Source organism: Komagataeibacter europaeus (genome assembly GCF_002173515.1).
Lineage (GTDB): Bacteria > Pseudomonadota > Alphaproteobacteria > Acetobacterales > Acetobacteraceae > Komagataeibacter > Komagataeibacter europaeus.
Genome location: NZ_CP021467.1, coordinates 1,153,456 through 1,178,756, shown reverse-complemented (window position 1 = coordinate 1,178,756; position 25,301 = coordinate 1,153,456). Strand labels below are relative to the sequence as shown.

At 65.3% G+C, this 25,301-nt stretch carries 22 protein-coding genes; 6 read left to right on the top strand and 16 right to left on the bottom strand.

Going from position 1 to position 25,301, the window contains the following annotated elements; translation table 11 throughout:
• Positions 1 to 45 precede the first annotated feature (45 nt).
• The 3 genes from S101446_RS05335 to S101446_RS18605 form a co-directional block, all read right to left on the bottom strand.
• Complete coding sequence (locus S101446_RS05335) at positions 46 to 1,101, bottom strand: PhoH family protein (RefSeq protein WP_010508049.1); 1,056 nt, start codon at positions 1,099 to 1,101, stop codon at positions 46 to 48.
• 92 nt (positions 1,102 to 1,193) lie between these two features.
• Entirely contained in the window at positions 1,194 to 2,603 is a 1,410-nt protein-coding gene (gene miaB / locus S101446_RS05330; RefSeq protein ID WP_087607833.1) for a tRNA (N6-isopentenyl adenosine(37)-C2)-methylthiotransferase MiaB, read from the bottom strand.
• A gap of 3 nt (positions 2,604 to 2,606) precedes the next feature.
• Positions 2,607 to 2,732 carry a hypothetical protein gene (locus tag S101446_RS18605; protein WP_259369307.1) on the bottom strand — a complete coding sequence of 42 codons (126 nt, stop codon included), beginning with the start codon at positions 2,730 to 2,732 and terminating at the stop codon, positions 2,607 to 2,609.
• Between the two features lie 287 nt (positions 2,733 to 3,019).
• Here S101446_RS18605 and S101446_RS05325 point away from each other — a divergent pair, with 287 nt between their 5' ends.
• The 3 genes from S101446_RS05325 to S101446_RS05315 all read left to right on the top strand — a co-directional run bounded on the left by S101446_RS05325 (position 3,020) and on the right by S101446_RS05315 (position 10,532).
• On the top strand, positions 3,020 to 4,978 hold the full coding sequence (locus S101446_RS05325) for an autotransporter assembly complex protein TamA (RefSeq protein WP_087607832.1): 1,959 nt from the start codon (positions 3,020 to 3,022) through the stop codon (positions 4,976 to 4,978).
• Positions 4,978 to 9,180 (top strand): translocation/assembly module TamB domain-containing protein, encoded by a 4,203-nt coding sequence (locus tag S101446_RS05320; RefSeq protein WP_087607831.1) that lies wholly within the window; start codon positions 4,978 to 4,980, stop codon positions 9,178 to 9,180. The genes S101446_RS05325 and S101446_RS05320 overlap by 1 nt, the downstream gene beginning before the upstream one ends.
• Positions 9,181 to 9,326: 146 nt before the next feature.
• Complete coding sequence (locus tag S101446_RS05315; protein WP_244184523.1) at positions 9,327 to 10,532, top strand: MFS transporter; 1,206 nt, start codon at positions 9,327 to 9,329, stop codon at positions 10,530 to 10,532.
• A gap of 99 nt (positions 10,533 to 10,631) precedes the next feature.
• Here the strand turns inward: S101446_RS05315 and S101446_RS05310 are convergent, their stop codons facing one another.
• Positions 10,632 to 11,228, bottom strand: a complete 597-nt coding sequence (locus tag S101446_RS05310) for a CarD family transcriptional regulator (protein ID WP_026018640.1) — start codon at positions 11,226 to 11,228, stop codon at positions 10,632 to 10,634.
• Positions 11,229 to 11,311: 83 nt separating this feature from the next.
• Positions 11,312 to 12,187: a bestrophin family protein gene (locus S101446_RS05305; RefSeq protein ID WP_029335231.1), complete on the bottom strand. Its 876-nt coding sequence runs from the start codon at positions 12,185 to 12,187 to the stop codon at positions 11,312 to 11,314.
• A gap of 259 nt (positions 12,188 to 12,446) precedes the next feature.
• On the opposite strand from S101446_RS05305, the gene S101446_RS05300 reads away from it, so the two are divergent.
• Positions 12,447 to 13,562, top strand: coding sequence for an S-(hydroxymethyl)glutathione dehydrogenase/class III alcohol dehydrogenase (locus S101446_RS05300; protein WP_087607829.1), 1,116 nt, complete (start codon positions 12,447 to 12,449; stop codon positions 13,560 to 13,562).
• 3 nt (positions 13,563 to 13,565) lie between these two features.
• Complete coding sequence (gene fghA / locus S101446_RS05295; RefSeq protein ID WP_087607828.1) at positions 13,566 to 14,420, top strand: S-formylglutathione hydrolase; 855 nt, start codon at positions 13,566 to 13,568, stop codon at positions 14,418 to 14,420.
• Between the two features lie 237 nt (positions 14,421 to 14,657).
• Here fghA and S101446_RS05290 read toward each other — a convergent pair whose 3' ends face one another.
• The 11 genes from S101446_RS05290 to S101446_RS05240 all read right to left on the bottom strand — a co-directional run bounded on the left by S101446_RS05290 (position 14,658) and on the right by S101446_RS05240 (position 24,251).
• Positions 14,658 to 15,077, bottom strand: a complete 420-nt coding sequence (locus S101446_RS05290; RefSeq protein ID WP_010508059.1) for a secondary thiamine-phosphate synthase enzyme YjbQ — start codon at positions 15,075 to 15,077, stop codon at positions 14,658 to 14,660.
• 17 nt (positions 15,078 to 15,094) lie between these two features.
• Positions 15,095 to 16,090, bottom strand: coding sequence for a tryptophan--tRNA ligase (gene trpS, locus S101446_RS05285; RefSeq protein WP_087608840.1), 996 nt, complete (start codon positions 16,088 to 16,090; stop codon positions 15,095 to 15,097).
• A gap of 48 nt (positions 16,091 to 16,138) precedes the next feature.
• Positions 16,139 to 16,627, bottom strand: coding sequence for a c-type cytochrome (locus tag S101446_RS05280; RefSeq protein WP_010508061.1), 489 nt, complete (start codon positions 16,625 to 16,627; stop codon positions 16,139 to 16,141).
• 81 nt (positions 16,628 to 16,708) lie between these two features.
• The gene (locus S101446_RS05275) at positions 16,709 to 17,203 is read right to left on the bottom strand and encodes an FKBP-type peptidyl-prolyl cis-trans isomerase (RefSeq protein ID WP_010508063.1); all 495 of its coding nucleotides are present in this window, start codon (positions 17,201 to 17,203) and stop codon (positions 16,709 to 16,711) included.
• A 48-nt stretch (positions 17,204 to 17,251) separates the two neighbouring features.
• Positions 17,252 to 18,481 (bottom strand): argininosuccinate synthase, encoded by a 1,230-nt coding sequence (locus tag S101446_RS05270; RefSeq protein ID WP_010508064.1) that lies wholly within the window; start codon positions 18,479 to 18,481, stop codon positions 17,252 to 17,254.
• Between the two features lie 110 nt (positions 18,482 to 18,591).
• Positions 18,592 to 19,836: a 23S rRNA (adenine(2503)-C(2))-methyltransferase RlmN gene (gene rlmN / locus S101446_RS05265; protein WP_010508065.1), complete on the bottom strand. Its 1,245-nt coding sequence runs from the start codon at positions 19,834 to 19,836 to the stop codon at positions 18,592 to 18,594.
• A 106-nt stretch (positions 19,837 to 19,942) separates the two neighbouring features.
• Complete coding sequence (locus S101446_RS05260) at positions 19,943 to 20,686, bottom strand: TlyA family RNA methyltransferase (RefSeq protein ID WP_087607827.1); 744 nt, start codon at positions 20,684 to 20,686, stop codon at positions 19,943 to 19,945.
• A 25-nt stretch (positions 20,687 to 20,711) separates the two neighbouring features.
• A complete protein-coding gene (gene dxs / locus S101446_RS05255; protein WP_087607826.1) occupies positions 20,712 to 22,703 on the bottom strand; it encodes a 1-deoxy-D-xylulose-5-phosphate synthase in 1,992 nt (663 codons plus the stop codon).
• Positions 22,704 to 22,708: 5 nt separating this feature from the next.
• Positions 22,709 to 23,644, bottom strand: a complete 936-nt coding sequence (locus tag S101446_RS05250) for a polyprenyl synthetase family protein (protein ID WP_053322935.1) — start codon at positions 23,642 to 23,644, stop codon at positions 22,709 to 22,711.
• Positions 23,645 to 23,652: 8 nt separating this feature from the next.
• On the bottom strand, positions 23,653 to 23,883 hold the full coding sequence (locus tag S101446_RS05245; protein ID WP_010507770.1) for an exodeoxyribonuclease VII small subunit: 231 nt from the start codon (positions 23,881 to 23,883) through the stop codon (positions 23,653 to 23,655).
• A gap of 101 nt (positions 23,884 to 23,984) precedes the next feature.
• Positions 23,985 to 24,251 carry a sulfurtransferase TusA family protein gene (locus tag S101446_RS05240; RefSeq protein ID WP_019091629.1) on the bottom strand — a complete coding sequence of 89 codons (267 nt, stop codon included), beginning with the start codon at positions 24,249 to 24,251 and terminating at the stop codon, positions 23,985 to 23,987.
• Between the two features lie 123 nt (positions 24,252 to 24,374).
• On the opposite strand from S101446_RS05240, the gene S101446_RS05235 reads away from it, so the two are divergent.
• Entirely contained in the window at positions 24,375 to 25,283 is a 909-nt protein-coding gene (locus S101446_RS05235; protein ID WP_087607825.1) for an ROK family protein, read from the top strand.
• Positions 25,284 to 25,301: the final 18 nt, after the last annotated feature.

Sequence of the window (25,301 nt, the reverse complement as noted above, 5' to 3'; positions counted from 1 at the left end):
CGTCCCGCTGCATCCGCGACCCCGCCGGAATGGGCGGGGCCTGTGCTACTTCGAGGTTTCATCGTTCTCCTGCTGCGACCGGGCGCGGTGGGGGCGGTGCTGTGCCCCGGCGCGCTGGTCGTATGCCTCCACTATACGCGCCACCAGCGGGTGGCGCACCACGTCACGCGATTCAAATCGCATCATGCCGATCCCGGGCAGGCCGTCCAGCGTCTCGACAGCTTCCCTCAGGCCGGATGTCACGCCACGCGGCAGGTCAACCTGGCTCAGGTCGCCGGTAATGACCATGCGCGTGCCTTCCCCCATGCGGGTCAGGAACATCTTCATCTGGGCGGGGGTCGTATTCTGCGCCTCGTCCAGAATCACAAAACAGTGTGCCAGCGTCCGTCCGCGCATGAACGCAAGCGGCGCCACCTCGATCTCCCCCGTGCCCATGCGCCGGATCACCTGGTCACCCGGCATCATGTCATGCAGCGCATCATAGAGCGGGCGCAGGTAGGGATCGATCTTTTCCTTCAGGTCACCGGGCAGGAAGCCCAGCCGTTCGCCCGCTTCGACCGCCGGGCGCGACAGGACGATCCGGTCCACCTGTCCCGCCTGCAGCATGGCCACCGCCTGCGCCACCGCAAGGTAGGTCTTGCCCGTGCCGGCGGGGCCAAGGCCAAACACCATTTCCTGCCGCGCCAGCATGTCCATGTACTGCCCCTGTCCGACGGAGCGCGGGGCAATGGGACCACGCCGGGTCATGATGGTGGGCAGGTCCGCCAGTGAGGGGCGGGCGGGGGCAACGGGGGTGCTGGCATTGGTCATGGCGGGCATATCCGTTGTTGCGGCGGATGGGGCGGACAGGGCATGGGCCGCGATGCGGATGGCGGTATCCACGGTTGCGGTATCCACGGCCTGCCCCGCGCGGGCGCGGCGGTACAGTTCGGTCAGCGTGCCCTGCGCCAGCCCCACCCGCGCGGCAGCACCCGTAATGGCGATGCGGTTGCCACGGCAGGCCAGCCGGACATCAAATCCACGTTCAAGATGCAGGAGATGACGGTCGTGATCCCCCACAAGCTGCGCCAGAAGCGCGTTATCCTCAAACTGCAGGGTCACGGTGCGGTCATTCGCCGCGGCCGCGCCATGGGGGGGAGGACGCCGCCCGCCACCGCGACGGGGGGCGTGGAGCGTGGATTGTGTCTGTTCTCTCAAGCCCTGTCTGTCTCCTCTGTCAGGACACCGCCGAGCGAGTTGGTGTAACGGTGGCGGATATCCACGTTGGCGATACGCCCGATCAGGCTGTCCGGCCCTTCCACGTTCACGGCCTGCAGCCACGGGCTTTTCCCCGAAACCTGTCCCGGCTTGCGCCCGCGCCCGGTAAACAGGACGGGGGCGGTCACGCCCACCGTCGCATCGTTGAATGCATCCTGTTGTACGCGCAGCACCGCCTGAAGTTCCTGCAGTCGCGCATCCTTCACGTCCTCGGCCACGTGCATGGCGGCGCCTGCCGCGGGCGTGCCGGGGCGGGATGAGTATTTGAAGGAATAGGCCTGCGCAAAGCCGATATCGCCGATCAGGCGCATCGTATCGGCAAAGTCGGCATCCGTCTCGCCGGGGTGGCCGACGATGAAGTCGGATGACAGCGCAAGGTCGGGCCGCGCGTCGCGCAGGCGGCCCACCAGCGCACGGTATTCATCCGCCGTGTGACCCCGGTTCATGGCCGCCAGCACCCGGTCGGACCCGGACTGCACCGGCAGGTGCAGGAACGGCATGAGCTGCGGCAGGTCGCGATGGGCGGCGATCAGGTCGTCCTCCATGTCGCGCGGGTGCGACGTGGTGTAGCGGATGCGCTCGATCCCCACCTCGTCGGCCAGCACGCGCGCCAGCCGCGCCAGCCCCCATGTGCGCCCGTCGGGGCCATCGCCATGATAGGCGTTGACGTTCTGGCCCAGCAGGGTGATCTCGCGCACGCCAGCCGCCGCCAGCCGCCGCGCTTCCGCGATCACGGCCTGCGCCGGGCGGCTGCTTTCGGCCCCGCGCGTATAGGGCACGACGCAGAAGGAACAGAACTTGTCGCACCCTTCCTGAATGGTCAGGAAGGCAGCCCCCCCGGCCGGGGCCGCGCGGTCGGCGGGGAGGAAGTCGAATTTCTGCTCGACGGGGAAGTCCGTCTCGATCACCGCACCCGCCGCGCGCGCCGCGCGGGCGACCATTTCGGGCAGGCGGTGATAGGTCTGTGGCCCCAGCACGATATCGACATACGGCGCGCGGGCCAGGATCTCACCGCCTTCCGCCTGCGCCACACAGCCCGCCACGGCCAGAACCGTGCCTTCGCCGCGTTCGGCGCGGGCTTCCTTGACCTTGCGCAGGCGACCGAGTTCGGAAAACACCTTTTCCGCCGCCCGGTCGCGGATATGACAGGTGTTGAGGATGATCATGTCCGCGTCATCCGGCGTGCCCACGGCGCGGTAGCCCAGCGGGCGCAGCACGTCCGACATCCGCTCGCTGTCATACACGTTCATCTGGCAGCCCCATGTTATGACATGAAGCCCCCTTGTCGCGGATGATGTGCTGGATTGCGGCTGGGCCACACCGGAAGGGGGAGACAGGCTGTTCACGGGTCAGGTATCCTCGGGCATCATCGCGGGCAGGTGCCCGCACAACGGGCGCAACACATCGGTGTACAGCCGCGCGCGGTCAAGTGCCTTGCCGTTGATAATAAGCCAAGGAACAAATGGTCTGCCCATCAACGCTCCCGGTCTGCATCGTGGTGGGGTGCCGGGCGCGGCAACCCCTTCCTGCCCATGTCGATCATGCCCGCCGGAATCGGGGGTATGTCAAGAAAGGATTGGAAGGGTGGAGACAGTTTGCAACATGACCCGCGCCTTTTGGGCACCTATATGACATATTCGGAACTTATTAAGGCGGCGACGTTAATATCGGTTTGATCATGCATGCCGGGAATGGCAGTTATCACACAGTGGGAAACTGAACACACGCAGGACAGGAACAGGGGCGGCACCGTTTGACAGGATTGCGTCATTCCCGTCTGGCACGCCGCCTTCATGCGCGTGTCCGGCGCAGTGCCGGTTATGCAAGCCTGTGTGCAGCCATGACAGCCCTCGGGCCATGGGTTCCTGCAGCCATGGCGGCCGACCCGCAGGAATACACCACCACCCTGCGCCCGACCGGCAACGCCGATCTGGATGACGCGCTGCGGGCGTCATCGGACCTGCTGTCGCTGCAGAAAACGCAGGCCGTCAGCCCCTTTGCGCTGACGGGGCGCATCCATAACGATTATTCCCGGCTGATCAGCGCGCTGGAAAGCTATGGCTTCTATGCGGGCGGCATCACCGTGACCGTGACCGATGGCGGCGGCAAGTCCGGCGCGCCCGCGGCAGGCAGCCATGACGGGCGCGATCCCGACCTGCCCGAATGGATGCAGTCCATCCCCGCGGGGCACAAGGCGCAGATCACCATCAGCGCCCAGCCCGGCGTGCCGTTCCGCATTGGCGTCGTGACGCTGAATCCCGACAGGGGCGATCCCCCCGTCCACCTGAATGCGGATGAGATCAGGGCATTCGGCATGAAGCCCGGCATGCCCGCGCAGGCCGAAAGCGTGCTGGCCGCCGGTGTCACGCTCCAGACCGCCCTGACGGAGGAGGGATACGCACTGGCCAGTGTCAGCAAGCCACAGGCATGGCTGCGGCCCGACACGCATACCCTCGACATCGCCTATACCGTCCATCGCGGGCCGGTGGTCAACCTGGGCGCGTTCGACTTCGCGGGGCTGCAGCGCACGCACCCCGCCTATATCGCGCGCAGGCTGACCATCGCGCCGGGGGAACTGTACCAGCCATCCCGCATTGAACGCGCCCGGCAGGACATTGCCTCCACCGGGCTGTTTTCCGATGTGCAGGTCAACCATGGCGACACGCTGGCTTCCGATGGTTCCATGCCGCTCGATTTCTCCTTCCGCGAGGGCAAGCGTCACAGCGTGGGGGCGGAAGGCGGCTATTCCACCGACCTTGGTGGCCGCGCGGGTGTGACATGGACGCACAACAACCTGTTCGGCAATGCCGAGCGGCTGCGGCTGACGGCGCTGATCACGGGCCTTGGCGGCTCGGCCGAGCAGGGGCTGGGCTATGACTTCTATGCCGACCTGCTGAAGCCCGATTTCGGGTCGCGCAACCAGAACATGAGCGCGCGCCTCGAAGGCATCAAGCAGGAACTCTATTCCTACCGGCAGACCGCGCTGCTGGCGCGCATCGGCATCGTCCGCCGCGTCAACCGCCGCTGGAACGTGTCCTTTGGCGGGCAGATCGAGCAGGAACAGATCCAGCAGATGCGCACCAACAACAGCTATTTCATCGCATCCCTGCCGCTTTCGGCCAATTATGACGGCACGGGGGTGGACAACCCCATCACCCCCGCAACCCACGGGGTGCGGCTGGGGGCCAGCATCACGCCGTCGGCGTCGCTGACGGATGGCACGTCGTTCTTCGCGATCATGCAGGCCACGGTCTCGACCTATTTCGATCTCAAGGCGCTGGGCCTGTCGCGCCCGGGCCGCAGCGTGCTGGCGTGGCGCGGCACCATTGGCAATGTGGAAGGGGCGTCGACCTTCGCCATCCCGCCTGACCAGCGGCTGTATGCCGGTGGCTCCGCCACGGTGCGTGGCTTCCGCTATCAGGGGGTGGGGCCACAGTTCGCCAATACGCGTTACGCCATTGGCGGCACGTCCATGGATGCGGGATCGTTTGAATATCGCCAGCGTATCATGCAGAAATTCGGCGCGGTGGGCTTTATCGACGCGGGCCAGGTCACGGCGGACCGGACGCCGTTCCAGGGCACGGTGCGCGTGGGCGCAGGTGCCGGGGCGCGCTATTACACGCCCATCGGCCCGGTGCGGCTGGACGTGGCCGTGCCGCTCAACCGGCCCGCGCGTGGCGACAAGTGGGAACTGTATGTGGGGCTGGGGGAAACGTTCTGATGTCTGAGACGACCAGCCCCCCCACGCCGCCGCGCGGCACGGGCCGCCGCGTCCTGCGCGCGACCGCCTTTGCCGTGGGCATTCCCGTGGGGCTGGTGGTGGTGGCACTCGCCATGGTGCTGGTGGCCGCCAATACCGGCGCGGGCCAGCATGAAATCGAACGGCGCCTGCCGGGCCTGACCGGTGGCAGCGTCCACCTGTCGGGGCTTGGGGGGCGTTTTCCCGATGCGCTGCATGTCCGGCATCTGGAACTGGATGACTACAGGGGGGCATGGCTGTCGATCGATGACCTGCAATTGGACTGGTCGCCGCTGCGGCTGCTGACGCGGCGCGCGGTGATTGGCAACCTGTCCATGGCGCGCCTGTCCATTCCACGGCTGAGCGAGGATGATCCCGCCCACCCGTCGAAGCCGGAAAAGGACAGTTCGGGCAGCATCCACATGGGGGTCGATATCCGTGCGGTGCATGTGGCGCGGATTGACGTGGGCGCGCCCATTGCCCGCGTGCCCGCGTCCTTCAGCCTCAATGGCCATGCCAGCCTTGATGACATCGCCCCGGTGCTGGACCATTTTTCCATCGCCACCCTGCCGCCCGCCGATATCGCGCTGGACCTGAAGCGGCTGGACCAGCCTGGCGCGCTGTCGCTGGCCACGCGGCTGGACCGTGGCAATGTGGCGCTGGACCTGCGTGCGCATGAGGAGGCGGGCGGGTTCGCCACCACGCTGAGTGGCCTGCCCGCCCTGGCCCCCATGGACCTGTCGCTGGGGCTGCATGGTCCGCGCGACGCCACCCGCCTTGCCCTGGCCGCCACGGCCGGGGCCATCCACCTTCAGGCAGGCGGCCAGGTCGGGCTGGTCACGCATCACATGACGCTGGATGTATCGGGCAAAAGCGACCCGGTGACGATCAGCGGCGCGAACTGGCAGGGCATAAGCCTTGCCGCCCATGTGGGGGGCACGGTGGACCGGCCCACCGGCAATGGCACGCTGGATATCGACCGCCTGACCTATAACGACGCCGGTTTCGCCTCCCTGCACATGGTGGCCGACGGGCTGAGCGGGCAGGCGGGCGGGCAGGCGGAGCATGCCGCACTCCATACCACCGTGACCGGGCTGCGCATTCCCGGCAGCCTGCCCACGCTGTTCGCATCCGACCCGCTGCGGCTGGATGTGCTGTGGCGGCCTGATGCGGCAGGGGGGCCGGTGTCGCTGTCGCTGTCACATCCGCTGGCGCAACTGACCGGGCAGGTTACGACGGCCCGGCCCATGACGGCGACCTTCCATGCCGACCTGCCCGACCTTGCCCCGCTGGCGGCGGCAGGGGGCACGCAGCTGCACGGCCATGCCGGGCTGGATGGCAACATCACCCTGCCTGCCCCACGGCAGCCGGGGCCGTTCACGCTGGACAGCCATATCGTGCTGGATGGCGGCCTGCCCATGGCGGTTGGCCTGATCGGGGACACGGGGCACCTGAATATCGCGGGTACCATCGCCAGTGGGCCCGATGGTGGCAATACGGTTACCTTTACCTCATTGCTGGCGGAAGGACGGACCCTTCACCTTGACGCAACCCCCACCCGGCTGGTGACAGGCAACCCGATGCAGGTCGACGCCACGGCGCATCTTGCCCTGTCGGACCTGCATGTGCTGGCCCCCACGCTGAAGGGACAGGCGCAGGCCGACCTGCACGCCACGGGCCCGGTCAATGACCTTGCGGCCAGCCTGAAGGCGCAGGCCAGCATGGCCGCCAGCAACACGGCGGCGGGCAATGTTCAGGCCAGCCTGACCATGCAGCACCTGCCGCAGGTCAGGGAAGGGGCGCTGGATGTATCCGGCACGGTGGACCGCGCGCCGGTCCAGGTCACGGCCCGTCTGGACAGCAATGCCGATGACAGCCGTCACCTCCAGCTTTCGCACCTGAATTGGAAAAGCCTGACGGGGCTTGCGGACATGACGCTGCCAGAGGGGCATGTGGTGCCGTCGGGCACGCTGGACCTGCACATGGCGCGGCTTGCGGACCTGCGGGACCTTACGGGACAGGACATAAGCGGCCACCTGTCCGCCAGCCTGCACAGCACGAGTGCGACCGCGGATAGCCCCGCCGCCCTGAGCGTGAACGTGGACAGCGCGCTGAGTGCCGCCATGGCGCGCGTGGACCGGCTGGTGCTGAAGGGCAGGGTGCAGGACCCGACGGGGGACGCGCCGGTGACCGACCTCGACCTTGTGGTGGATAACGCGCATTTCCGCGACATGGGGGGGCATGCGCATATCACCGCGAAAGGGCCGTTCGCCGCGCTGAACGTGGTGGCGCAGTCGGGGCTGGATACGCCGTGGACGGGGCCCGCCACCATTGATGCGGCGGTGGTGTCCAATATTCCCGCCAGTTCCGTGAACGTGCGCAGGCTGGAAGCGCAGGCCCGGCGCGAGGTCATCCGGCTGGACGCCCCGGCCACCGTGACCTATGGCAGGGAAACCGCGATCGACCACCTGCGGATCAGCCTTGCCCCGCCGCAGGGGCAGTCGGGCAGCGTGGAGGTCAGCGGCAGGATAAAGCCCACGCTGGACCTGCATGCGGCGATCAGCCGCCTGTCACCCGACCTGCTTGTCCCCTTCATCCCGACGCTGCATGCGCAGGGGACGCTGTCGGCCGAAGCACGGCTGACCGGGACGCTCGATCATCCCTCCGGCCGGGTGACGATGCAGGGCACGGACCTGAAATACCATACCGATTATACATCCTCCCTCGCGCCCGCATCGATGGAGGCCACGGCCAACCTGACCGCGGGCATGGCGCGGGTCGATGCGCAGATACGCGCGGGCACGCAGGTCAATCTGGGACTGCATGGCACGGCCCCCGTCAACAAGGCGGGCCAGATCACGCTGCAGGCCGACGGCAACGTGGACCTTGCGGTGGCCAATGCCTATCTGGGCGCGCAGGGCATGCAGGCGGGGGGGGCGCTGCAGATCGCGCTGGGCGTGCGCGGTACGCCACAGCAGCCGCGCCTGAATGGCACGCTGAACCTGACCAACGGCGTATTCCATGATTATGGGCAGGGCATACAGCTGTCGGCCATGCGCGGCACGGTCAACGCCATGGGGGACCGGCTGGTCATAGCCGACCTGAACGCGCAGGCGGGCAAGGGCACGATTGGTGTCACCGGCAGTTATGGGGTGCTGGAACCCGGACAGCCGATCGACCTGCATGTCCATGCCGCCAACGCCCGGCCGCTGGCCAGCGACCTTGTGACCGCGACCCTTGACGGGGATCTGGACGTAAAGGGCCAGCTTGCCAGCCGGATCGATGCGACAGGGGGCATCACCCTCCGGCGCGTGGATGTCAACATTCCGGATTCACTGCCGACATCGGTGGCGCATCTGGATGTCATCCGCCCCGAGGACGCGGCGGCGCAGGAAAAGGTGGTCCACGCTTCCCCGCTGGTGATCGGGCTGAATCTGGACGTGCGTTCGCCGGGGCAGTTCTATGTGCGCGGGCATGGGCTGAACACGGAAATGCATGGCAGCATCCATGCGGGCGGCACCACTGTCGCACCGGTGGTCACGGGTGGGTTCTCGCTGGTCAAGGGCGGGTTCTCGCTGGGGGGGATATCGCTTGATTTCAGCAAGGGGCAGGTGGGATTCAATGGCGTGGGCGTGACCCATGCGATCGACCCGACGCTGGATTTCGTGGCCGAACGCAGCACGAATGACGGCACGGCCCGGCTGAATGTGGGCGGATATGCCAGCGCGCCGAAAATCTCGTTCTCCTCCACGCCGCCGCTGTCACAGGACCAGATCCTGGCCATCCTGCTGTTCGGGTCGGATACGCAGTCGCTTTCGCCCACGCAGATGGCGTCGATCGCGGCGGCCGTCGCGACGCTGAGTGGTGGCTCCGCCTTTGACCCGCTGGGCATGGTGCGCAAGACGCTGCATCTGGACCGGCTGCAGATGAGCAGTTCATCCAACGGGTCGGGCAGCAACGATACCGGATCGATCGAGGCGGGAAAATACGTCATGCGCCGCGTCTATGTGGGCGCCAAGCAGGCGACATCGGGTTCGGGTACGCAGGCGCAGGTGCAGGTTGACCTGACCAGGCGGCTGAAGCTGAACACCACGGTGGGCACGGGCGGCAACGTGACCGGTTTCACCACGCCGGAAAACGATCCGGGCAGCAGCATCGGGCTGCTGTACCAGTTCAAGTACTGACGGACTGCATGAGAAAACGCCGCCTTTTTGAAAAAAGACGGTACCCGGAGACTTTCTTTTCCATTTGTCAGCCCGCTGTTTTTTCAGATGACCCGCGAATACATGCCGGCCTGTTCGGTGCGGGGTAAATGCATTACGGTCCCGGTATGAATTCTCATGTTACGACCCGTGGCGGCCTGCTGCCCGTCATGCTGGCCATTGGCAGCGGCATGCTGGCGATGGGGGTGGCGCTGTCGGCCCTGCCGCTGGAACTCCAGTCACGATTCGCGTGCGGAACCACCATGATCGGCCTGATCATGGGCATCCAGTCCGTCGCCACCGTGCTGTCGCGGCCGCGGGCGGGGCGGATGGCCGACCGGCTTGGCGGGCGCAACACGCTGCTGTGCGGCCTGCTGTGCACGGCGTGTTCCGCGCTGGCCTACAGCCTTGCGCTGGTGCCTGTCCTGCCACCGGCCATGCAGCAGGTGATGATCGTGGCGGGACGGCTGGCCATGGGACTGGGCGAAGGGCTGATGGTCACTGGTGGGGGCGTATGGGCCGTGACCAAGGTGGGCAGCGCGCGTGCGGGGGCCGCGATGTCATGGGTCGGCCTGGCCATCTTTGCCGGTCTGGGCCTTGGCACCGCACTGGGTGACGAGATCGAGGCCCATGCCGGTTTTGGCCCCTTGTGCCTTGTCGCCCTTGCCCTGCCGGTGGCGGGCATGGGGCTGACCGTGATATTGCCAGCATCCGTGCCGCCGCGCGCGGGCGGCCAGACAGGCGGACCGGCAGGCGGCATACGGTGGAAACACCTGATCGGGCATACATGGATATGGGGGCTGACGCTGGGCCTGTCGGCGGTGGGGTTTGCCGCGATTTCGTCCTTTCTGGTCATTTTCTATGCGGCACAGGGCTGGCATGGCGGGGGCTGGGCGCTGGGGGCGTTTGGTGCGGGGCATGTCATTGCCCGCCTGGTCGGCAGCCGCCATGTGGACCGTGATGATGTCAGGCCGATGGTGGCCGCCATCATGCTGGCCGAGGCACTGGGCCTGGCCCTGATCTGGCTTGCGCCGGGACCGGCATGGGCCGTGGCGGGCAGTTTCCTGACTGGGCTGGGGTTTTCGCTGACCTATCCGCTGCTGGCGCTGCCGGTGCTGCGGCAGGCGCCACCCGCCGCGGCCGGGTCGGCCATCGGTCTGTTTGATGTCTTCTTTGATATTGCCGCAGGTGTCGGCGCGGTGCTGTCCGGCCTGCTGTCCGGGGTGGCGGGGCCGGGCAGCCCCTTTGCCATGGCCATGCTGGCGGCGGTCGCGGGGTGCGTGGTCATGCTGGCGCGACCGCAGGGCATGAAGGGGGGCGGACGTGGTCCGTGACCGGGGTGGGGCCGGGGTCTGCCAACCGCCCCATATCAGAACCGCCGGCACAGGGGCCGGCGGCATGGGACTGGATATTGACGGGAAAAGGCGGGGTAATCAGGCCGCCTTCATGACCTCGGTCAGTTTTTCGAGGACTTCGGTGGGTTCCTTGCCTTCCAGCACGGCGACCTCGGCCACGAAGCGTTCCTGTGCCGCCTCGAACAGCTTGCGTTCGCTGAAGCTGCCATCAAGGCTGTCCACGTTGCGGCGCAGGTCGCGCAGTACTTCGGCAATCTGCACCAGGTCGCCGGAATTGATCTTTTCCTGATAGGCGACCGCGCGGCGCGCCCACATGCCACGGCTGACATGCGGCTTGCCCTTGATGATGGCCATCGCCTTGTCCACGATTTCCCTTGATACGATCTTGCGCAGGCCCGACTTGCGCGCCTTGGACAGCGGGATGCGCAGCGTCATCTGGTTGCCGGGAAAGGAGATCTGGATCATTTCCAGCTTGGTGCCGGCGATTTCGTCAACGCCGATCCGGTCAACGCGGCCAACGCCATGCGCCGCATAGACGATGGCGTCGCCTTCGCGGAAAGGATCTTCGTCTTTTACGGCCTTGCTGGACTTTGCTTCGGCTGCCGTGGCAGCTGCGGCCGTCCGTGCCATTGCATCGGTCACAGTGCCCTTCTGGGTGGTTCTGAACATGCTCATGCCACCCATATAGCATAAATCCGCCCTTCTGTCTTGATTCCTTCATACGGCATCGGGCAGGGTGGGCCATCAGGCGCGGCGCGTCATGCCTGTATACCGCGCACGGGCGTCAGCGGCGGCGGCGCGGGCAGGCCACATGACTGCATCAGGTCGATTTCGATCGTGCGCGAAATGGCCAGCATGGGCATGCCATGCGGCGTCGCGCTGAAGGGATCCTGCAGGTCGTTCCCGATCTTGTCCAGCGCCACGAACAGCAGTCCCACCAGCGATGACCCGAGCGGCGTGATCCACCCCAGTGTCTGCACCATCGACAGCGGCAGGATGATGCAGAACACCACCGCCACCACTTTCGGCAGGACTGAAAACTGTATGGCCAGCGGCGTGTTGCGGATGCGTTCCAGCCCGCCCTGCGCGTTGCTCATGTCCGACAGGATGCGGTCGATCTGTCCCTGCAATGCGCCGTCAATGCCCAGCCTGCGTGATTCCGCGTCCACCCGCAGCCCGATTTCAAACAGGATGGCGGCGGGGACGTTCACCTTGCCCGCGATCCCCGCCTTCATGGAATCGGGCAGCAGGCGCATGATGTCATCCGTTGCATCCAGCCGCCCCAGCGCGCCGCGCAGGGCATAGGGATACGCCGCCATGGCGCGGGCCAGGTCGGGGCACCCGCGCAGGATCGTGCCCGCCTGCCGGGCGAAGGAGCGGCTGTTGTTGGTGACCGCCCCCCACAGGGTGCGCCCTTCCCACCAGCGGTTATAGGCGGTGTTGTTGCGGAAGCTCATGAACAGCACCAGCGCGGAACCGATCAGCGATATGGGCAGGGTGGGCTGTTCCATCCATTCCTGGTGGAAGATCTGGAACATTACCACCACCACCACGTCCCATGCGCACAGGAAGACCAGTGACAGCATGCTTTCGCGAAGCAGGATCCACAAACCAATTCTACGATCAACGACCATGCGGGCATCCCGGTCTGTCTGGTGGAAATACAGGTATCCGTTTCCGGCCCCCTCCTGCGGCTTATCACATTGCATGGCGGTTGCGGGACCGTGCATGGGTCGGGGGCATGTTTTGTCACTGAAAATATCGTCACCGCCTGCATGGGCAGCGTGACATTGACGCCGGTGCCGATGATGCCCTTAATCGTTGCGACTGATCATTGCGACACGGGGGCGCGCCCATGGGGGCGCCCCACGCATCAAAGGAAAGACCGGGTTCATGGACGTAAGGGCAGCCGTTGCCTTCGAGGCAGGTAAACCACTTGAAATCGAGACCGTGCAGCTTGAAGGCCCGCGCGCGGGTGAGGTGCTGGTCGAGATCAAGGCCACCGGCCTGTGCCATACCGACAAGTTCACCCTGTCCGGTGCCGATCCGGAAGGGCTGTTCCCAGCCATCCTTGGCCATGAAGGGGCCGGTGTGGTGGTGGAAGTCGGCGCGGGTGTGAAGCACCTGAAGCCCGGCGACCATGTCATCCCGCTCTATACCCCCGAATGCCGGGAATGTAAGTCCTGCCTGTCGCGCAAGACCAACCTGTGCACGGCCATCCGGTCCACGCAGGGCAGGGGCGTGATGCCCGATGGCACGTCGCGCTTTTCATTCAGGGGGCAGCCGATCCATCACTACATGGGCTGTTCCACCTTCGCCAACTACACGGTGCTGCCTGAAATCGCGCTGGCCAAGATCCGGCCCGACGCGCCGTTTGACAAGGTGTTCTACATCGGCTGCGGCGTGACCACCGGCATCGGGGCCGTGCTGTTCACCGCCAAGGTCGAGACCGGCAGTACGGTGGCCGTGTTCGGTCTGGGCGGGATCGGGCTGAATGTCATCCAGGGTGCGAAAATGGTGGGCGCCGAACGGATCATCGGCGTTGACATCAACCCCGAGCGTGAGGCCATTGCCCGCAAATTCGGCATGACCGATTTCATCAACCCGAAGGACCTTGGTCCCAACGGCGACCTGGTGGGTCATATCGTGGAACTGACCGGCGGCGGCGTGGACTATTCCTTTGAATGCGTCGGCAATCCCACCCTTATGCGGCAGGCGCTGGAATGCGCGCATCGCGGGTGGGGGGTTTCCACCATTATCGGCGTTGCGGGCGCGGGACAGGAAATCAGCACGCGGCCGTTCCAGCTTGTGACCGGACGGCGGTGGATCGGCTCGGCCTTCGGTGGTGCGCGCGGCCGCACGGACGTGCCGCGCATCGTGGACTGGTTCATGGAAAACCGCATCGACATCGACAGCCTGATTACCCACAGGCTGCCGCTGGAGCGCATCAATGAAGGCTTCGACATGATGGCGAAAGGCGAGAGCATCCGCACGGTTGTCGAGTTCTGATCCATGGACAGGATCAAGACGCTTGAGGAACATGCGGTCTGTGGCGGGCGGGTCGGCTTTTACAGCCACCCGTCCGAAAGCCTGGGGCTGGAGGCGCGCTTTGGCGTGTTCCTGCCCGAACGCGCGCTGGCGGGGGAGCGCGTGCCCGTGGTGCACGTGCTGGCTGGTCTGACCTGCACGCAGGAAACCTTCCTGATCAAGTCCAATGCCGTGCGGTTCGCGGCCCGTCACGGTATCGCGCTGGTGGCCCCTGATACCTCGCCACGGGGTGCGGGGGTCGCGGGCGAGGATAATGCCTACGACCTTGGCACGGGGGCGGGTTTCTACCTTGACGCCACGACACCCGCATGGCGCGCGCATTACCGCATGGGCACCTATGTCAGCCATGAACTGCCGGAACTGACGCAGGATGTGTTCGCCATTGATGGCGCGCGGCGTGGCATCATGGGTCATTCCATGGGCGGGCATGGCGCGCTGGTCCACGCCCTGCGCGCGCCGGATGCATGGAAATCGGTTTCGGCCTTTGCCCCGATCTGTCATCCCGCCGTCGTACCGTGGGGGGAAAAGGCATTTGACGCCTATCTTGGCCCCGATCGCGCCACATGGGCGCGGCATGATGCAACGCTGCTGCTGGAAGCGGGTCATACCCATCCCACTGAAATCCTGGTGGATCAGGGGGAGGCCGACCAGTTCCTGCATGACCAGCTGAAACCCGAACTGCTGGCGGCGGCGGCCGGTGCGGCGGGGCAGGCCCTGCGCCTGCGCCAGCACCCGCGCTACGACCATTCCTACTGGTTCATCCAGTCGTTCATTGCCGATCATATCGACCATCACGCCAGGATCCTTAACGCGGCGTGATCTTGGGGAAAGCAGATCTGGCGTGCTGGTGCATGGCGATATGCGCTGGCCGCCCTGTCTGTGCTGTCTGTCGGGGCAGCACCACTGATAAAAACAGACGTTTTTGGGAAGCTGTTTTTTAAAAGCTTCAGGAGAACGCCGCTTTTCTTGAAAAAAGGCGGCACCCAAAAATTTTTACGATTTTCAAATAGTCTTCAGGAACGGTCGCAGAGGCATATCGCGATCGCCGGTATCCGGTCAGTCACCAATCAGGTGCAGCACGATTTCGCGCCGGTGGGGGCGGGCACGGTGTTCAAACAGGTACAGCCCCTGCCACATGCCCAGCACCGGCCGCCCATCCGCCACGGGGATGGAAAGCTGCGTGTTGGTCAGCATGGCGCGCAGGTGGGCGGGCATGTCGTCCGGGCCTTCATCATCATGAATGTAGCGCCCCGGCTGTTCGGGTACGAGGGTTTCGAAATACCGTTCGATATCCGTGCGCACCGTAGGGTCGGCATTTTCCTGCACCACCAGCGATGCGGAAGTATGGCGGCACCACAGCGTCAGCAGGCCGGTTTCGATCCCGCTCTGCCCCACCCAGTCCAGCACGGGCCGGTCGATCGGGACCAGCCCCTTGCCCCGGGTCGTAACCTGCAGGCTGTGCAGTTCCTGCCGCATGGCGCCACCTTTCGTAATTACTTCAGGAAGCCGATCAGGGATTCCGCTTCCGATACAATGGGTTCGGCAATGGTGCGCGCCCGGTTCGCGCCATCGCGCAGCGTGTCGCACAGGAAACCGGGTTCTTTCAGCAGCCGTCCGGTTTCTTCCGCAATCGGGGCAATCGCTTCCACCACCACGTCGGTCAGCGCCGTCTTGAACGGTCCGAAACCCTGGCCGCCAAACTGCGCCAGCACGTCGGCCACCGTGCGACCGGACAGTGTTGCGTAGATGGTAACCAGATTGCGGGCCTCGGGCCGGTTTTCAAGGCCTGCAGCGTCAGATGGCAGGGGCTCGGAATCGGTCTTGGCGCGCTTGATCTTGCTGGCGATGGTATCGGCGTCATCCGTCATCTCGATCCGGCTCTGGGCGGAGGGATCGGACTTGGACATTTTCTTGGTGCCGTCACGCAGGCTCATGACGCGCGCGCCCTGCGGCGGGATCAGCGCTTCGACCTGCGGGAAGAATTCGGTCCCGTAATCGTGGTTGAATTTCTGTGCGATGTCGTTGGTCAGTTCAAGGTGCTGCTTCTGGTCATCGCCCACCGGCACGACCGTGGCCTTGTACGCCATGATGTCGGCAGCCATCAGGTCGGGATAGACATACAGGCCGGCGGAATGCTTTTCACGGTCCTTGCCGGCCTTGTCCTTGAACTGCGTCATGCGGTTGAGCCAGCCAATGCGCGCGACACAGTTGAAAATCCATCCCAGCCGCGCATGCGCGCTGACGGCGGACTGGTTGAACAGGATATGTTTCTGCACATCGATGCCCGACGCCAGCAGGACCGCCGTCTGCGCCAGGGTCTGCTGGCGCAGCACGGCGGGGTCCTGCCACGTGGTGATGGCGTGCATGTCCACCAGGCAGAAGATACATTCATGATCACGCTGCAGCGCAACCCAGTTGCGTATTGCACCAAGGTAATTGCCAAGCTGCGGGATACCGGTCGGCTGGATGCCGGAAAATAGGCGTTGCATGAAGGTATTTTCCGTTTTTTTGCCCGTGCAGGTCAAGGTGCCGGGGTGTCAGGGCAGGGGATGGATGGCGTCAAGGCGGCGGCGTTCTTCCGCCACCATGGTGGTGGTCAGCGGGTGGGCGCGTTCGGCCGCCACTTCCTCGGGCGTGAAGACCGGGACGGGGCGGGTATCGCCACGGGTCGCCAGATAGCTGAGGATGGAGGCAATTTCCGCATCCGACAGATGGGCACGGAACGGCGGCATGGAGAAGTTGTAGCGCACGCCATCAATCTGTAGCGGACCATTCAGCCCGTTCAGCAGCACATGCATGAGGTACTGCTTGCCTTCCGGCGTTGCCGCGATCCTGTCCACGCGCCCGGAAACGGGTGGAATCTCGCCCTTCATCCCTTCGCCGCCATGGTGGCAGATGCCGCAGTTGGTACGGTAACGCGCGTACCCTTCCTGCCCGTGGCGCGTACACGCCGCCAGCAGCGCAACGGTGGCCAGCATGCAGCCCCCGCGCAGTACGGACGCCATGCGCCCGGTCCCAATACCCATGTCGGTTGTCCGGTTTCCTGTCCCGTTATGTCATGAAAAAAAGGCCATTCACCCGGGTGGGGGTGAATGGCCCTGCATGCCTCAATGGCCGCCGGGGGAGACGCCCAGAAGCTGTATCTTGAAGATCAGCGGGCTGTCAGGCTGGATGATGCCCATGGACTTGTGCCCGTAACCCAGTTCGGGCGGCACATACAGCATCCATGTATCGCCCACATGCATCATGGGCACAGCTTCCTGCCATCCCTTGATCACCATTTCCAGCGGCATCTGCATATACGCGCCATGCCCGTGCTGGTCGGAACTGTCGAAGATGCCGCCATCAGGCAGGCGGCCTTCGTATATGACCATCACGCTGTCATTGATGGTGGGCTGCGCGCCGTCCTTCGGCCCGGATTTCAGCACCTTGTAGGCCAGTCCGTCCGGCAGGGTCTTGACGCCGGGCTGCTTGCGCACGTTGTCCATGAACTGTGCCGGGGTCAGTTCCGGCTGGTCCTCCTTGTTTCCCCCGCATGCCGCAAGCGGCAGCGCCACCGCTGTGGCAAGGAGAAGGGGAATGACACGGGAAAAGCGTTTCATGACACCTCGGCAGGTTGTTGGAATGAACACGAAGGACGGGGTGGAAGATTACAGCGCGCCGCCACGGCGGCCGATCTTGGCCCCCAGCCGCAGGCGCAGCGCGTTCAGGTTGATGAAGCCCTGCGCATCGGCCTGGTTGTAAGCGCCCTCGTCGTCCTCGAACGTCACGACGCGGGTGTCATACAGGCTGTTAGGGCTTTCGCGGCCCACGCAGATCACGTTGCCCTTGTACAGCTTCAGCCGCACGCGGCCGGTCACGGAATGCTGGCTCTGGTCGATCAGGGCCTGCAGCATCCGCCGCTCGGGGGAGAACCACAGCCCGTTGTAGATGATCTCGGCATAGCGCGGCATCAGGCTGTCCTTGAGGTGCATGGCCTCGCGGTCAAGGGTGATGCTTTCGATGCTGCGATGCGCGGTCAGCAGGATCGTGCCGCCCGGCGTTTCGTAAATGCCGCGCGACTTCATGCCGACGAAGCGGTTTTCCACCAGGTCAAGGCGGCCGATGCCGTTGTCACGGCCCAGTTCGTTCAGGCGCGTCAGCAGGGTCGCGGGCGACATGGCCACGCCATTGATCGCAACCGGGTCGCCGGAGACGAAGTCGATGGTGATTTCGGTCGCCCTGTCGGGGGCGGCTTCGGGGGAGATGGTGCGCTGGAACACGATTTCCTCGGGCCCGACCGCCGGGTCTTCCAGCAGCTTGCCTTCGGATGAGGAGTGCAGCAGGTTCGCATCAACCGAGAACGGCGCTTCCCCGCGCTTGTCCTTCGCGATGGGGATCTGGTGTTCCTCGGCAAAGGCCAGCAGGCGGGTGCGCGATGTCAGGTCCCATTCGCGCCAGGGGGCGATGACCGTGATATCGGGCTTGAGCGCATAATAGGCCAGTTCGAAACGGACCTGGTCGTTGCCCTTGCCGGTCGCGCCATGGGCCACGGCGTCGGCGCCGACCTGTTCGGCGATCTCGATCTGGCGCTGGGCGATCAGGGGGCGGGCGATGGACGTGCCCAGCAGGTACTGTCCCTCATACAGCGCGTTGGCGCGGAACATGGGGAAAACGAAGTCCTTGACGAAGGTTTCGCGCAGGTCCTCGACAAAGATTTCCTTCACGCCGAACATTTCGGCCTTGCGGCGGGCGGGTTCCAGCTCCTCGCCCTGGCCAAGGTCGGCCGTGAACGTCACGACCTCGCAGTTGTAGGTGGTCTGCAACCAGCGCAGAATCACGGAAGTATCAAGACCGCCCGAATATGCGAGAACGACCTTTTTGACATCCCTGGCGGCCATGGGAGAACGCTCCTGTCGAGAAAACTTTGGACAACATTTTGCCGGGTGAACCGGCGGCATGTCCTCCTAGCATCCCACGGCGCGGGCGACCAGAAGATAAGGCCGGATTTTTATGCCCCGGCAGGGTCCGGCGTGGCGTCCGTCCGCTCCGCGCGGCGCAGGCGCTGGCTTTCGGTGCGCAGTTGCCCGCAGGCGGCCAGGATGTCGCGCCCGCGCGGCATGCGGATGGGGGAGGCGAAGCCCGCATCCATCACGATTTTCGCGAAACGGTCCAGCTGCTCACGCGTCGATGGCCGGTAGCTGCTGCCCGGCCACGGGTTGAACGGGATCAGGTTGACCTTGGCCGGAATGCCCGAAATCAGGCGCACCAGTTCACGGGCGTCGGCCTCGCTGTCATTGACGCCACGCAGCATGATGTATTCGAACGTGATGCGCCGGGCATTGCTGGCGGCGGGATAGCGGCGGCAGGCGGCAATGACTTCTTTGATCGGATATTTGCGGTTCAGCGGCACGATCTCGTCACGCAGGTCGTCGCGCACGGCATGTAGCGACACGGCGAGGTTGATGCCCAGTTCCGCCCCGCACTGGTCCATCATCGGTACCACGCCCGACGTAGACAGCGTGATGCGCCGGCGCGACAGGCCAATGCCCTCGCCATCCATGATGATGCGCATGGCCTTGGCCACGTTGTCGTAATTGTACAGCGGCTCCCCCATGCCCATCAGCACGATGGTGGACAGCAGGCGCGGGGTGTCGCCCTTTGGGCTGGGCCATTCGCCATAGCTGTCGCGGGCCGCCATGAACTGGCCCACGATTTCGGCAGCGCCCAGGTTGCGCACCAGCGCCTGCGTGCCGGTATGGCAGAAGGTGCATGACAGCGTGCAGCCCACCTGTGAGGAAATGCACACGGCCCCCCGGTCTTCCTGCCGGTCGGGGATGTAGACGGTCTCGGCTTCCTGTCCATCACGAAAGCGGAACAGGAATTTGCGCGTGGAATCCTGCGATGTCTGTTCGGTCACCACGCCGGGGCGGCCAACGACAAAACGTTCGGCCAGCTTTTCCTGCAACGGGCGGGCGATGGAACTCATGCGCGAGAAATCGGTGGCGCCCTGATGGTAGATCCAGTGCCACAACTGCTTGGTGCGGAACGGCTTTTCACCAATTTCCACCATGATGTCCGTCAGTTCCTCGCGCGACAGGCCTACAAGGTCGCGCCTGCCATCGGGCAGGGCGGCGGCAGGGGGCGCGAACTGCGCGGATTTCGCACGGATGCGCGTGCGTTCCTCGTCATTCAGAAGCGAGGCCGCCGTCCCGTCGCGTGACCGGGAAGGTGAGGTTGCAGGGGCTGCGGACATACCGGTGCTGCCTATGTTCGTCGTGTCATTTCAGAAGGGGAAGGGCGTTGCTGGCCACTCTTTCATGCCTGTGTAGCACAGGCAGGGCAGGGGATGCGACTGCCGATCAGCCGTCCCTGCGCGCGGCGATCAGGAATTCCCGGTTGCCTTCCGGCCCGGTGATGGGGCTGGGGTCGATGCCCAGCACGGTCCAGCCCGGCAGGCCCGACCACCATTCATGGATCATCTGGCACACGGCGTCATGGACCGCCGGGTCGCGCACGACCCCCTTGGCCCCCACCGCGTCGCGTCCGGCCTCGAACTGTGGCTTGATCAGTGCAATGGCCCACGCGCCCGGCACGCACAGTTCCAGCCCGGCGGGCAGGACAGTGCGCAGGCCGATGAAGCTGGCGTCACAGACCAGTGCCTGTATGGGATCGGGAATGATGGCGGTGTCCAGCGCGCGGGCATTGCACTTTTCCAGCACGACCACCTGTTCGGTGTTGCTGCGCAGTTTCCATGCTAGCTGCCCGTGGCCGACATCGACGGCATAGACCTTTGCCGCGCCTTCATGCAGCAGCACGTCGGTAAAGCCACCGGTGGACGCGCCAACATCCAGGCAGGTCAGGCCGGCGGGCGACAGGCCGAAATGCTCCAGCCCATGGGCCAGCTTGATCCCGCCGCGCGACACCCATGGATGGTCCTGTCCCTTCAGGGTCAGGGGCGTATCCTCGGCGATCTGTTCCCCGGCCTTGTCAATGCGCCGGTCGGGCGTGTGGACCAGACCGGCCATGATAAGCGCCTGCGCACGGGTGCGGCTTTCCACCAGCCCCCGGTCCACCAGCATCTGATCGACGCGACGTTTTGCCATGCGCGGTGCCTGTTTTCCTGCGTGCTCAGGCCATCTGGCGCGAATGCGGCACGCCCAGGGCGGACAGCGCGGTGGCGACAATGGCAGGCGCATCCAGCCCGGCCTCATGATACTGGGCGGCCTGCGTGTTGTGGTCGATGAAGCGGTCGGGCAGGGTCATGGGACGGAAGCGCACGCGGTCCAGCAGGCCGGTTCTGGCCAGATGGGTCATGACATGGCTTGCGAATCCGCCAACCGATCCTTCCTCGATCGTGATCAGCACGGCGTGGTTGCGCGCCAGCTGCTCGACCAGGGCGGTGTCGATCGGCTTGGCGAAGCGGGCGTCGGCCACGGTGGGGGACAGGCCCTGGGCTGCCAGCATGTCGGCGGCCTTCAGCGCGTCCTCCAGCCTCGGGCCAAGCGACAGGATGGCGATGCCGCCCTGTTCGGGGCCGGACTGGCGGGTCATTTCGCGCACGATTCGCCCGCGCCCGATCTCGAGGATCTGGCCCGCGGCCGGCAGCTCCAGCCCAAGTCCTGCGCCACGCGGGTAACGCAGGCCGATCGGGCCTTCGTCAAACGCGATGGAGGTCGCGGTCATGTGCAGCAGTTCCAGCTCGTTGCTGGGCGCCATCAGCGTCATGCCCGGCAGGCAGCCGAGATAGGCGATGTCGAACGCGCCGGCATGGGTCGCGCCATCGGCGCCGACCAGACCCGCGCGGTCAATGGCGAAGCGCACCGGCAGCTTCTGCAGCACCACGTCATGCATGACCTGGTCATAGGCGCGCTGCAGGAAGGTGGAATAGATGGCGCAGAACGGACGCAGCCCCTCGGTCGCCATGCCGGCGGCGAAGGTCACGGCGTGCTGTTCGGCAATGCCGACGTCAAAGAAACGGTCGGGATAGGCCTTGGCGAACTTGTCCAGCCCCGTGCCCGACGGCATGGCGGCGGTGATGGTGACGATCCTGTCGTCGGTCGCGGCCTGGCGCACCAGTTCCTTCGCAAAGACCGAGGTGTAGCTCGGCGGGCCGGACGGGCCCTTCTTCTGCTCGCCGGTCACGACGTTGAACTTGGAGACCGCATGGTACTTGTCGCCCGCCGATTCGGCCGGGGTGTAGCCATGGCCCTTCTCGGTGATGACATGGACCAGGACGGGGCCGACATCCTCGGCGTCGCGCAGGTTGCGCAGGATGTGGACCAGCTGGTTCATGTCGTGGCCGTCAACCGGGCCGACATAATAGAAGCCCAGTTCCTCGAACAGCGTGCCGCCGGTCATGATGCCGCGCGCGTATTCGTCCGCCTTCTTCGCCGTGCGTTCCAGGCGGCCGGGCAGGCGCTTGGCCATCTTGGCGGCGAGTTCGCGTAAGGAGAGGAACTTGCGCGACGACATGAGCCGCGACAGGTAGTTCGACATCGCGCCCACCGGGGGTGCGATCGACATCTCGTTGTCGTTCAGCACCACGATCAGGCGTTCGGCGCCCGGGCCGCAATGCGAGGCGTTGTTCATGGCCTCGTACGCCATGCCCGCCGAGATCGAGCCATCGCCGATCACCGCGATCACGTTGCGCTCGCGGTAGGAGGGGTCTTCCTCCGCGCGCAGGTGATGGGCGACGGCCATGCCGAGGCCGGCGGAAATGGAGGTCGAGGAATGCGCCGCGCCGAACGGGTCGTATTCGCTCTCGCTGCGCCGGGTGAAGCCCGACAGCCCGCCCGGCTGGCGCAGGGTGCGGATGCGATCGCGCCGCCCGGTCAGGATCTTGTGCGGATAGGCCTGGTGGCCGACATCCCAGATCACCCGGTCATCAGGCGTATCGAACACGGCATGCAGCGCCACCGTCAGTTCCACCACGCCCAGCGACGCGCCAAGATGGCCGCCGGTGGTGGACACGGCATCGATCGTCTCGGAGCGCAGTTCCTCCGCCAGCTGCTTCAGCTGCTCCACCGAAAGGTTGCGCATGTCATGCGGCGCGCGCACCCGGTCAAGCTGGGGGTAGCGCCCAAGGGTCGGAATGTCGGCTGGCGTCTTGCTGTCGGTCATGTCAATCAGTTCCTGCGCTCGACCACGTAGTGGACCAGATCGCGCAGGCGATCAGCCTCGGGGCCAAAGATGTCGATATGGGATTCCGCCTGTTCCGCCACGCGGCGGGCTTCCTTTGCCGCGCCGTCCACGCCCAGCAGGGCGACATAGGTGGACTTGCCGGCGGCTTCGTCCTTGCCTGCGGTCTTGCCCAGTTCCTCGGCGCTGGCGGTGGCGTCCAGCACGTCATCGGCGATCTGGAAGGCGGCGCCAAGGTCGCGGCCATAGGCGGAAATGCGCTTGCGCACATCGTCGCTGGCCTGGCCAAGGATGGCCCCGGCCTCGGCCGAATACCGGATCAGGCAGCCGGTCTTGAGCGCATGCAGGCGGGCGACTTCCTCCAGCGACAGCGCGCGGCCCTCGCCTTCCATGTCGATCATCTGGCCGCCGACCATGCCGGCCGCGCCGGACGCATCGGCCAGCGCGCGGACAAGGTTGATGCGCACGTCCGCGCTGTCATGCGTCAGCGGGTTGGCGAGGATGTCGAACGACATGGTCTGCAACGCGTCACCGGCAAGGATGGCCGTCGCTTCATCAAACTTGCGGTGGGTGGAGGGCTGGCCACGGCGCAGGTCGTCATCATCCATGGCGGGCAGGTCGTCATGCACCAGCGAATAGGCATGCAGCATCTCGACCGACGCCGCGACACGGTCGGCCCCTTCGGTGCTGGCCCTGAACAGGCTGGCCACTTCGGCCACCAGATAGCCGCGCAGGCGCTTGCCGCCACCCAGCGTTGCATAGCGCATGGCGTCGATCAGGCGGGCCTCGCCCCCGTCAACGCGGGGGAGGAGGCGGTCGATCATCCCCTCGATCGCCCGGGCGCGCGCGGACATGGATGCACGCAGACGGACCATGCGATCCGCACTGTCTGTTTGGGACGAGGTTGCTGTTGTTTGGCTCATCTGGTGCATCAATCCATCGGTTTTGCATCCAGCGTGCCATCCGCACGCTGGACAATCGCCTGAACGCGGGCCTCGGCCTCGTCCAGTTTCTTCTGGCAGTACTGTCGCAGGGCGGCACCACGTTCATAGGACGTGATCGCGTCCTCCAGCCTGGGCTGGCCGACCTCGAGCTGCCGCACGATGGCTTCAAGTTCGGCCAGGGCGTCCTCGAAGGAAAGGTTGGTCAGGTCGTCGGTCATCTGCTGGTGGTGCTTCCTGAAAATAACTTGGCTGGCGCAGGCATTACATCCTTGGGGGGCATCCTGCCAAGGGGACAACTGGTTTTACGCTATTTTGGCACCTATGCGGGGCGCGGGGCGCCAGCGGCCGTGGTGTCGGGATCGGGCCTGCGGCGGATGACGAAGGACAGCGTGCCGCCTTCCTCGCCAAATGCGATCAGGGCATGGCCCGTTTCGCGGCAGAAGGCCTGAAAATCCGCAACGGATGCCCGGTCGGTCGCAATCACGCGCAGCCGGGCGCCCGGTGGCAGGCCGCGCAGCATGCGGTTGGCCTTGAGCACGGGCAGGGGACATGTCAGGCCGCGCGCGTCTAGCAGGATCTCACTCATGGGTGGCCATGTCTCCTTGGTGGTGGGCAGCTATGCTTGTGCATCAGGGTTTGCTGTTGCGTGCAGGTACGAGCATAAAAGAAAATGCGCCACTGATAAAACATGATGAAAGAAAGACTCTGGATGGCCACCTATCGTATTGGAATTGATTTTGGGGGCACCAAGATCGAAATCGCAGCCCTGGGAAAGGACGGAACCGAACGCGTGCGTCGGCGCATTTCCAATCCTGGCAACTATCCCGCCGCCATCAAGGCCATGTGTGAACTGATCCATGGGGTGGACAAGGAACTGGGCGGCACGGGCACGGTGGGAATCGGCATTCCCGGTTCCATCAGCCCCGATACGGGCGTCATCAAGAATGCGAATGCGACGTGGCTGAACAACCAGCCGCTGATCCGTGACATGACGGCGGCGCTGGGTCGCGATGTCCGGATCGAGAATGACGCGAACTGTTTCGCGCTGTCCGAAGCGATCGACGGGGCGGGGGCGGACCATCACAGCGTGTTTGGCGTGATCATCGGCACTGGCATGGGGGCCGGGATCGTGATCGACAGGAAACTGCTGATCGGTCACAACCACATTGCCGGTGAATGGGGCCATGTGCCGCTGCCGTGGCCGCGGCTGGAGGAATTTCCCATGCCCAAGTGCTTCTGCGGGAACGAAGGGTGCATGGAGCGTTTCCTGAGCGGTTCGGCGCTGGCGCAGGACTGGAAGGGGCCCGGCCACCGGAGCGCCGCGCACATCGAACAGGAAGCCGAGGCCGGCGACCTGACCGCCATCGGCGCGCTGGACCGTTACATGGACCGCATGGCGCGTGCCTGCGCCTTGGCGATCAACTTCATGGATCCGGACGTGATCGTGCTGGGTGGCGGGGTGTCCAACCTTGAATCGATCTACGAACGCGTGCCGCGCCTCATGCGCCGCTATGTCATAACCCCCAACTGCACCACGCCGATCGTGCGTAACCGGCATGGGGACAGTTCGGGCGTGCGCGGGGCGGCGTGGCTGTGGGATGACCACCACGTTGACTGACCCCGCGGGTCAGCCTGG

Excerpts from the sequence above, each read along its gene's own strand:
- S101446_RS18605 (WP_259369307.1), bottom strand. The coding sequence starts at position 2,732 with ATGGGCAGACCATTTGTTCCTTGGCTTATTATCAACGGCAAGGCACTT.
- S101446_RS05320 (WP_087607831.1), top strand. The coding sequence starts at position 4,978 with ATGTCTGAGACGACCAGCCCCCCCACGCCGCCGCGCGGCACGGGCCGC.
- S101446_RS05315 (WP_244184523.1), top strand. The coding sequence starts at position 9,327 with ATGAATTCTCATGTTACGACCCGTGGCGGCCTGCTGCCCGTCATGCTG.
- S101446_RS05310 (WP_026018640.1), bottom strand. The coding sequence starts at position 11,228 with ATGAGCATGTTCAGAACCACCCAGAAGGGCACTGTGACCGATGCAATG.
- S101446_RS05305 (WP_029335231.1), bottom strand. The coding sequence starts at position 12,187 with ATGGTCGTTGATCGTAGAATTGGTTTGTGGATCCTGCTTCGCGAAAGC.
- S101446_RS05300 (WP_087607829.1), top strand. The coding sequence starts at position 12,447 with ATGGACGTAAGGGCAGCCGTTGCCTTCGAGGCAGGTAAACCACTTGAA.
- fghA (WP_087607828.1), top strand. The coding sequence starts at position 13,566 with ATGGACAGGATCAAGACGCTTGAGGAACATGCGGTCTGTGGCGGGCGG.
- S101446_RS05290 (WP_010508059.1), bottom strand. The coding sequence starts at position 15,077 with ATGCGGCAGGAACTGCACAGCCTGCAGGTTACGACCCGGGGCAAGGGG.
- trpS (WP_087608840.1), bottom strand. The coding sequence starts at position 16,090 with ATGCAACGCCTATTTTCCGGCATCCAGCCGACCGGTATCCCGCAGCTT.
- S101446_RS05280 (WP_010508061.1), bottom strand. The coding sequence starts at position 16,627 with ATGGGTATTGGGACCGGGCGCATGGCGTCCGTACTGCGCGGGGGCTGC.
- S101446_RS05275 (WP_010508063.1), bottom strand. The coding sequence starts at position 17,203 with ATGAAACGCTTTTCCCGTGTCATTCCCCTTCTCCTTGCCACAGCGGTG.
- S101446_RS05270 (WP_010508064.1), bottom strand. The coding sequence starts at position 18,481 with ATGGCCGCCAGGGATGTCAAAAAGGTCGTTCTCGCATATTCGGGCGGT.
- rlmN (WP_010508065.1), bottom strand. The coding sequence starts at position 19,836 with ATGTCCGCAGCCCCTGCAACCTCACCTTCCCGGTCACGCGACGGGACG.
- S101446_RS05260 (WP_087607827.1), bottom strand. The coding sequence starts at position 20,686 with ATGGCAAAACGTCGCGTCGATCAGATGCTGGTGGACCGGGGGCTGGTG.
- dxs (WP_087607826.1), bottom strand. The coding sequence starts at position 22,703 with ATGACCGACAGCAAGACGCCAGCCGACATTCCGACCCTTGGGCGCTAC.
- S101446_RS05250 (WP_053322935.1), bottom strand. The coding sequence starts at position 23,644 with ATGAGCCAAACAACAGCAACCTCGTCCCAAACAGACAGTGCGGATCGC.
- S101446_RS05245 (WP_010507770.1), bottom strand. The coding sequence starts at position 23,883 with ATGACCGACGACCTGACCAACCTTTCCTTCGAGGACGCCCTGGCCGAA.
- S101446_RS05240 (WP_019091629.1), bottom strand. The coding sequence starts at position 24,251 with ATGAGTGAGATCCTGCTAGACGCGCGCGGCCTGACATGTCCCCTGCCC.
- S101446_RS05235 (WP_087607825.1), top strand. The coding sequence starts at position 24,375 with ATGGCCACCTATCGTATTGGAATTGATTTTGGGGGCACCAAGATCGAA.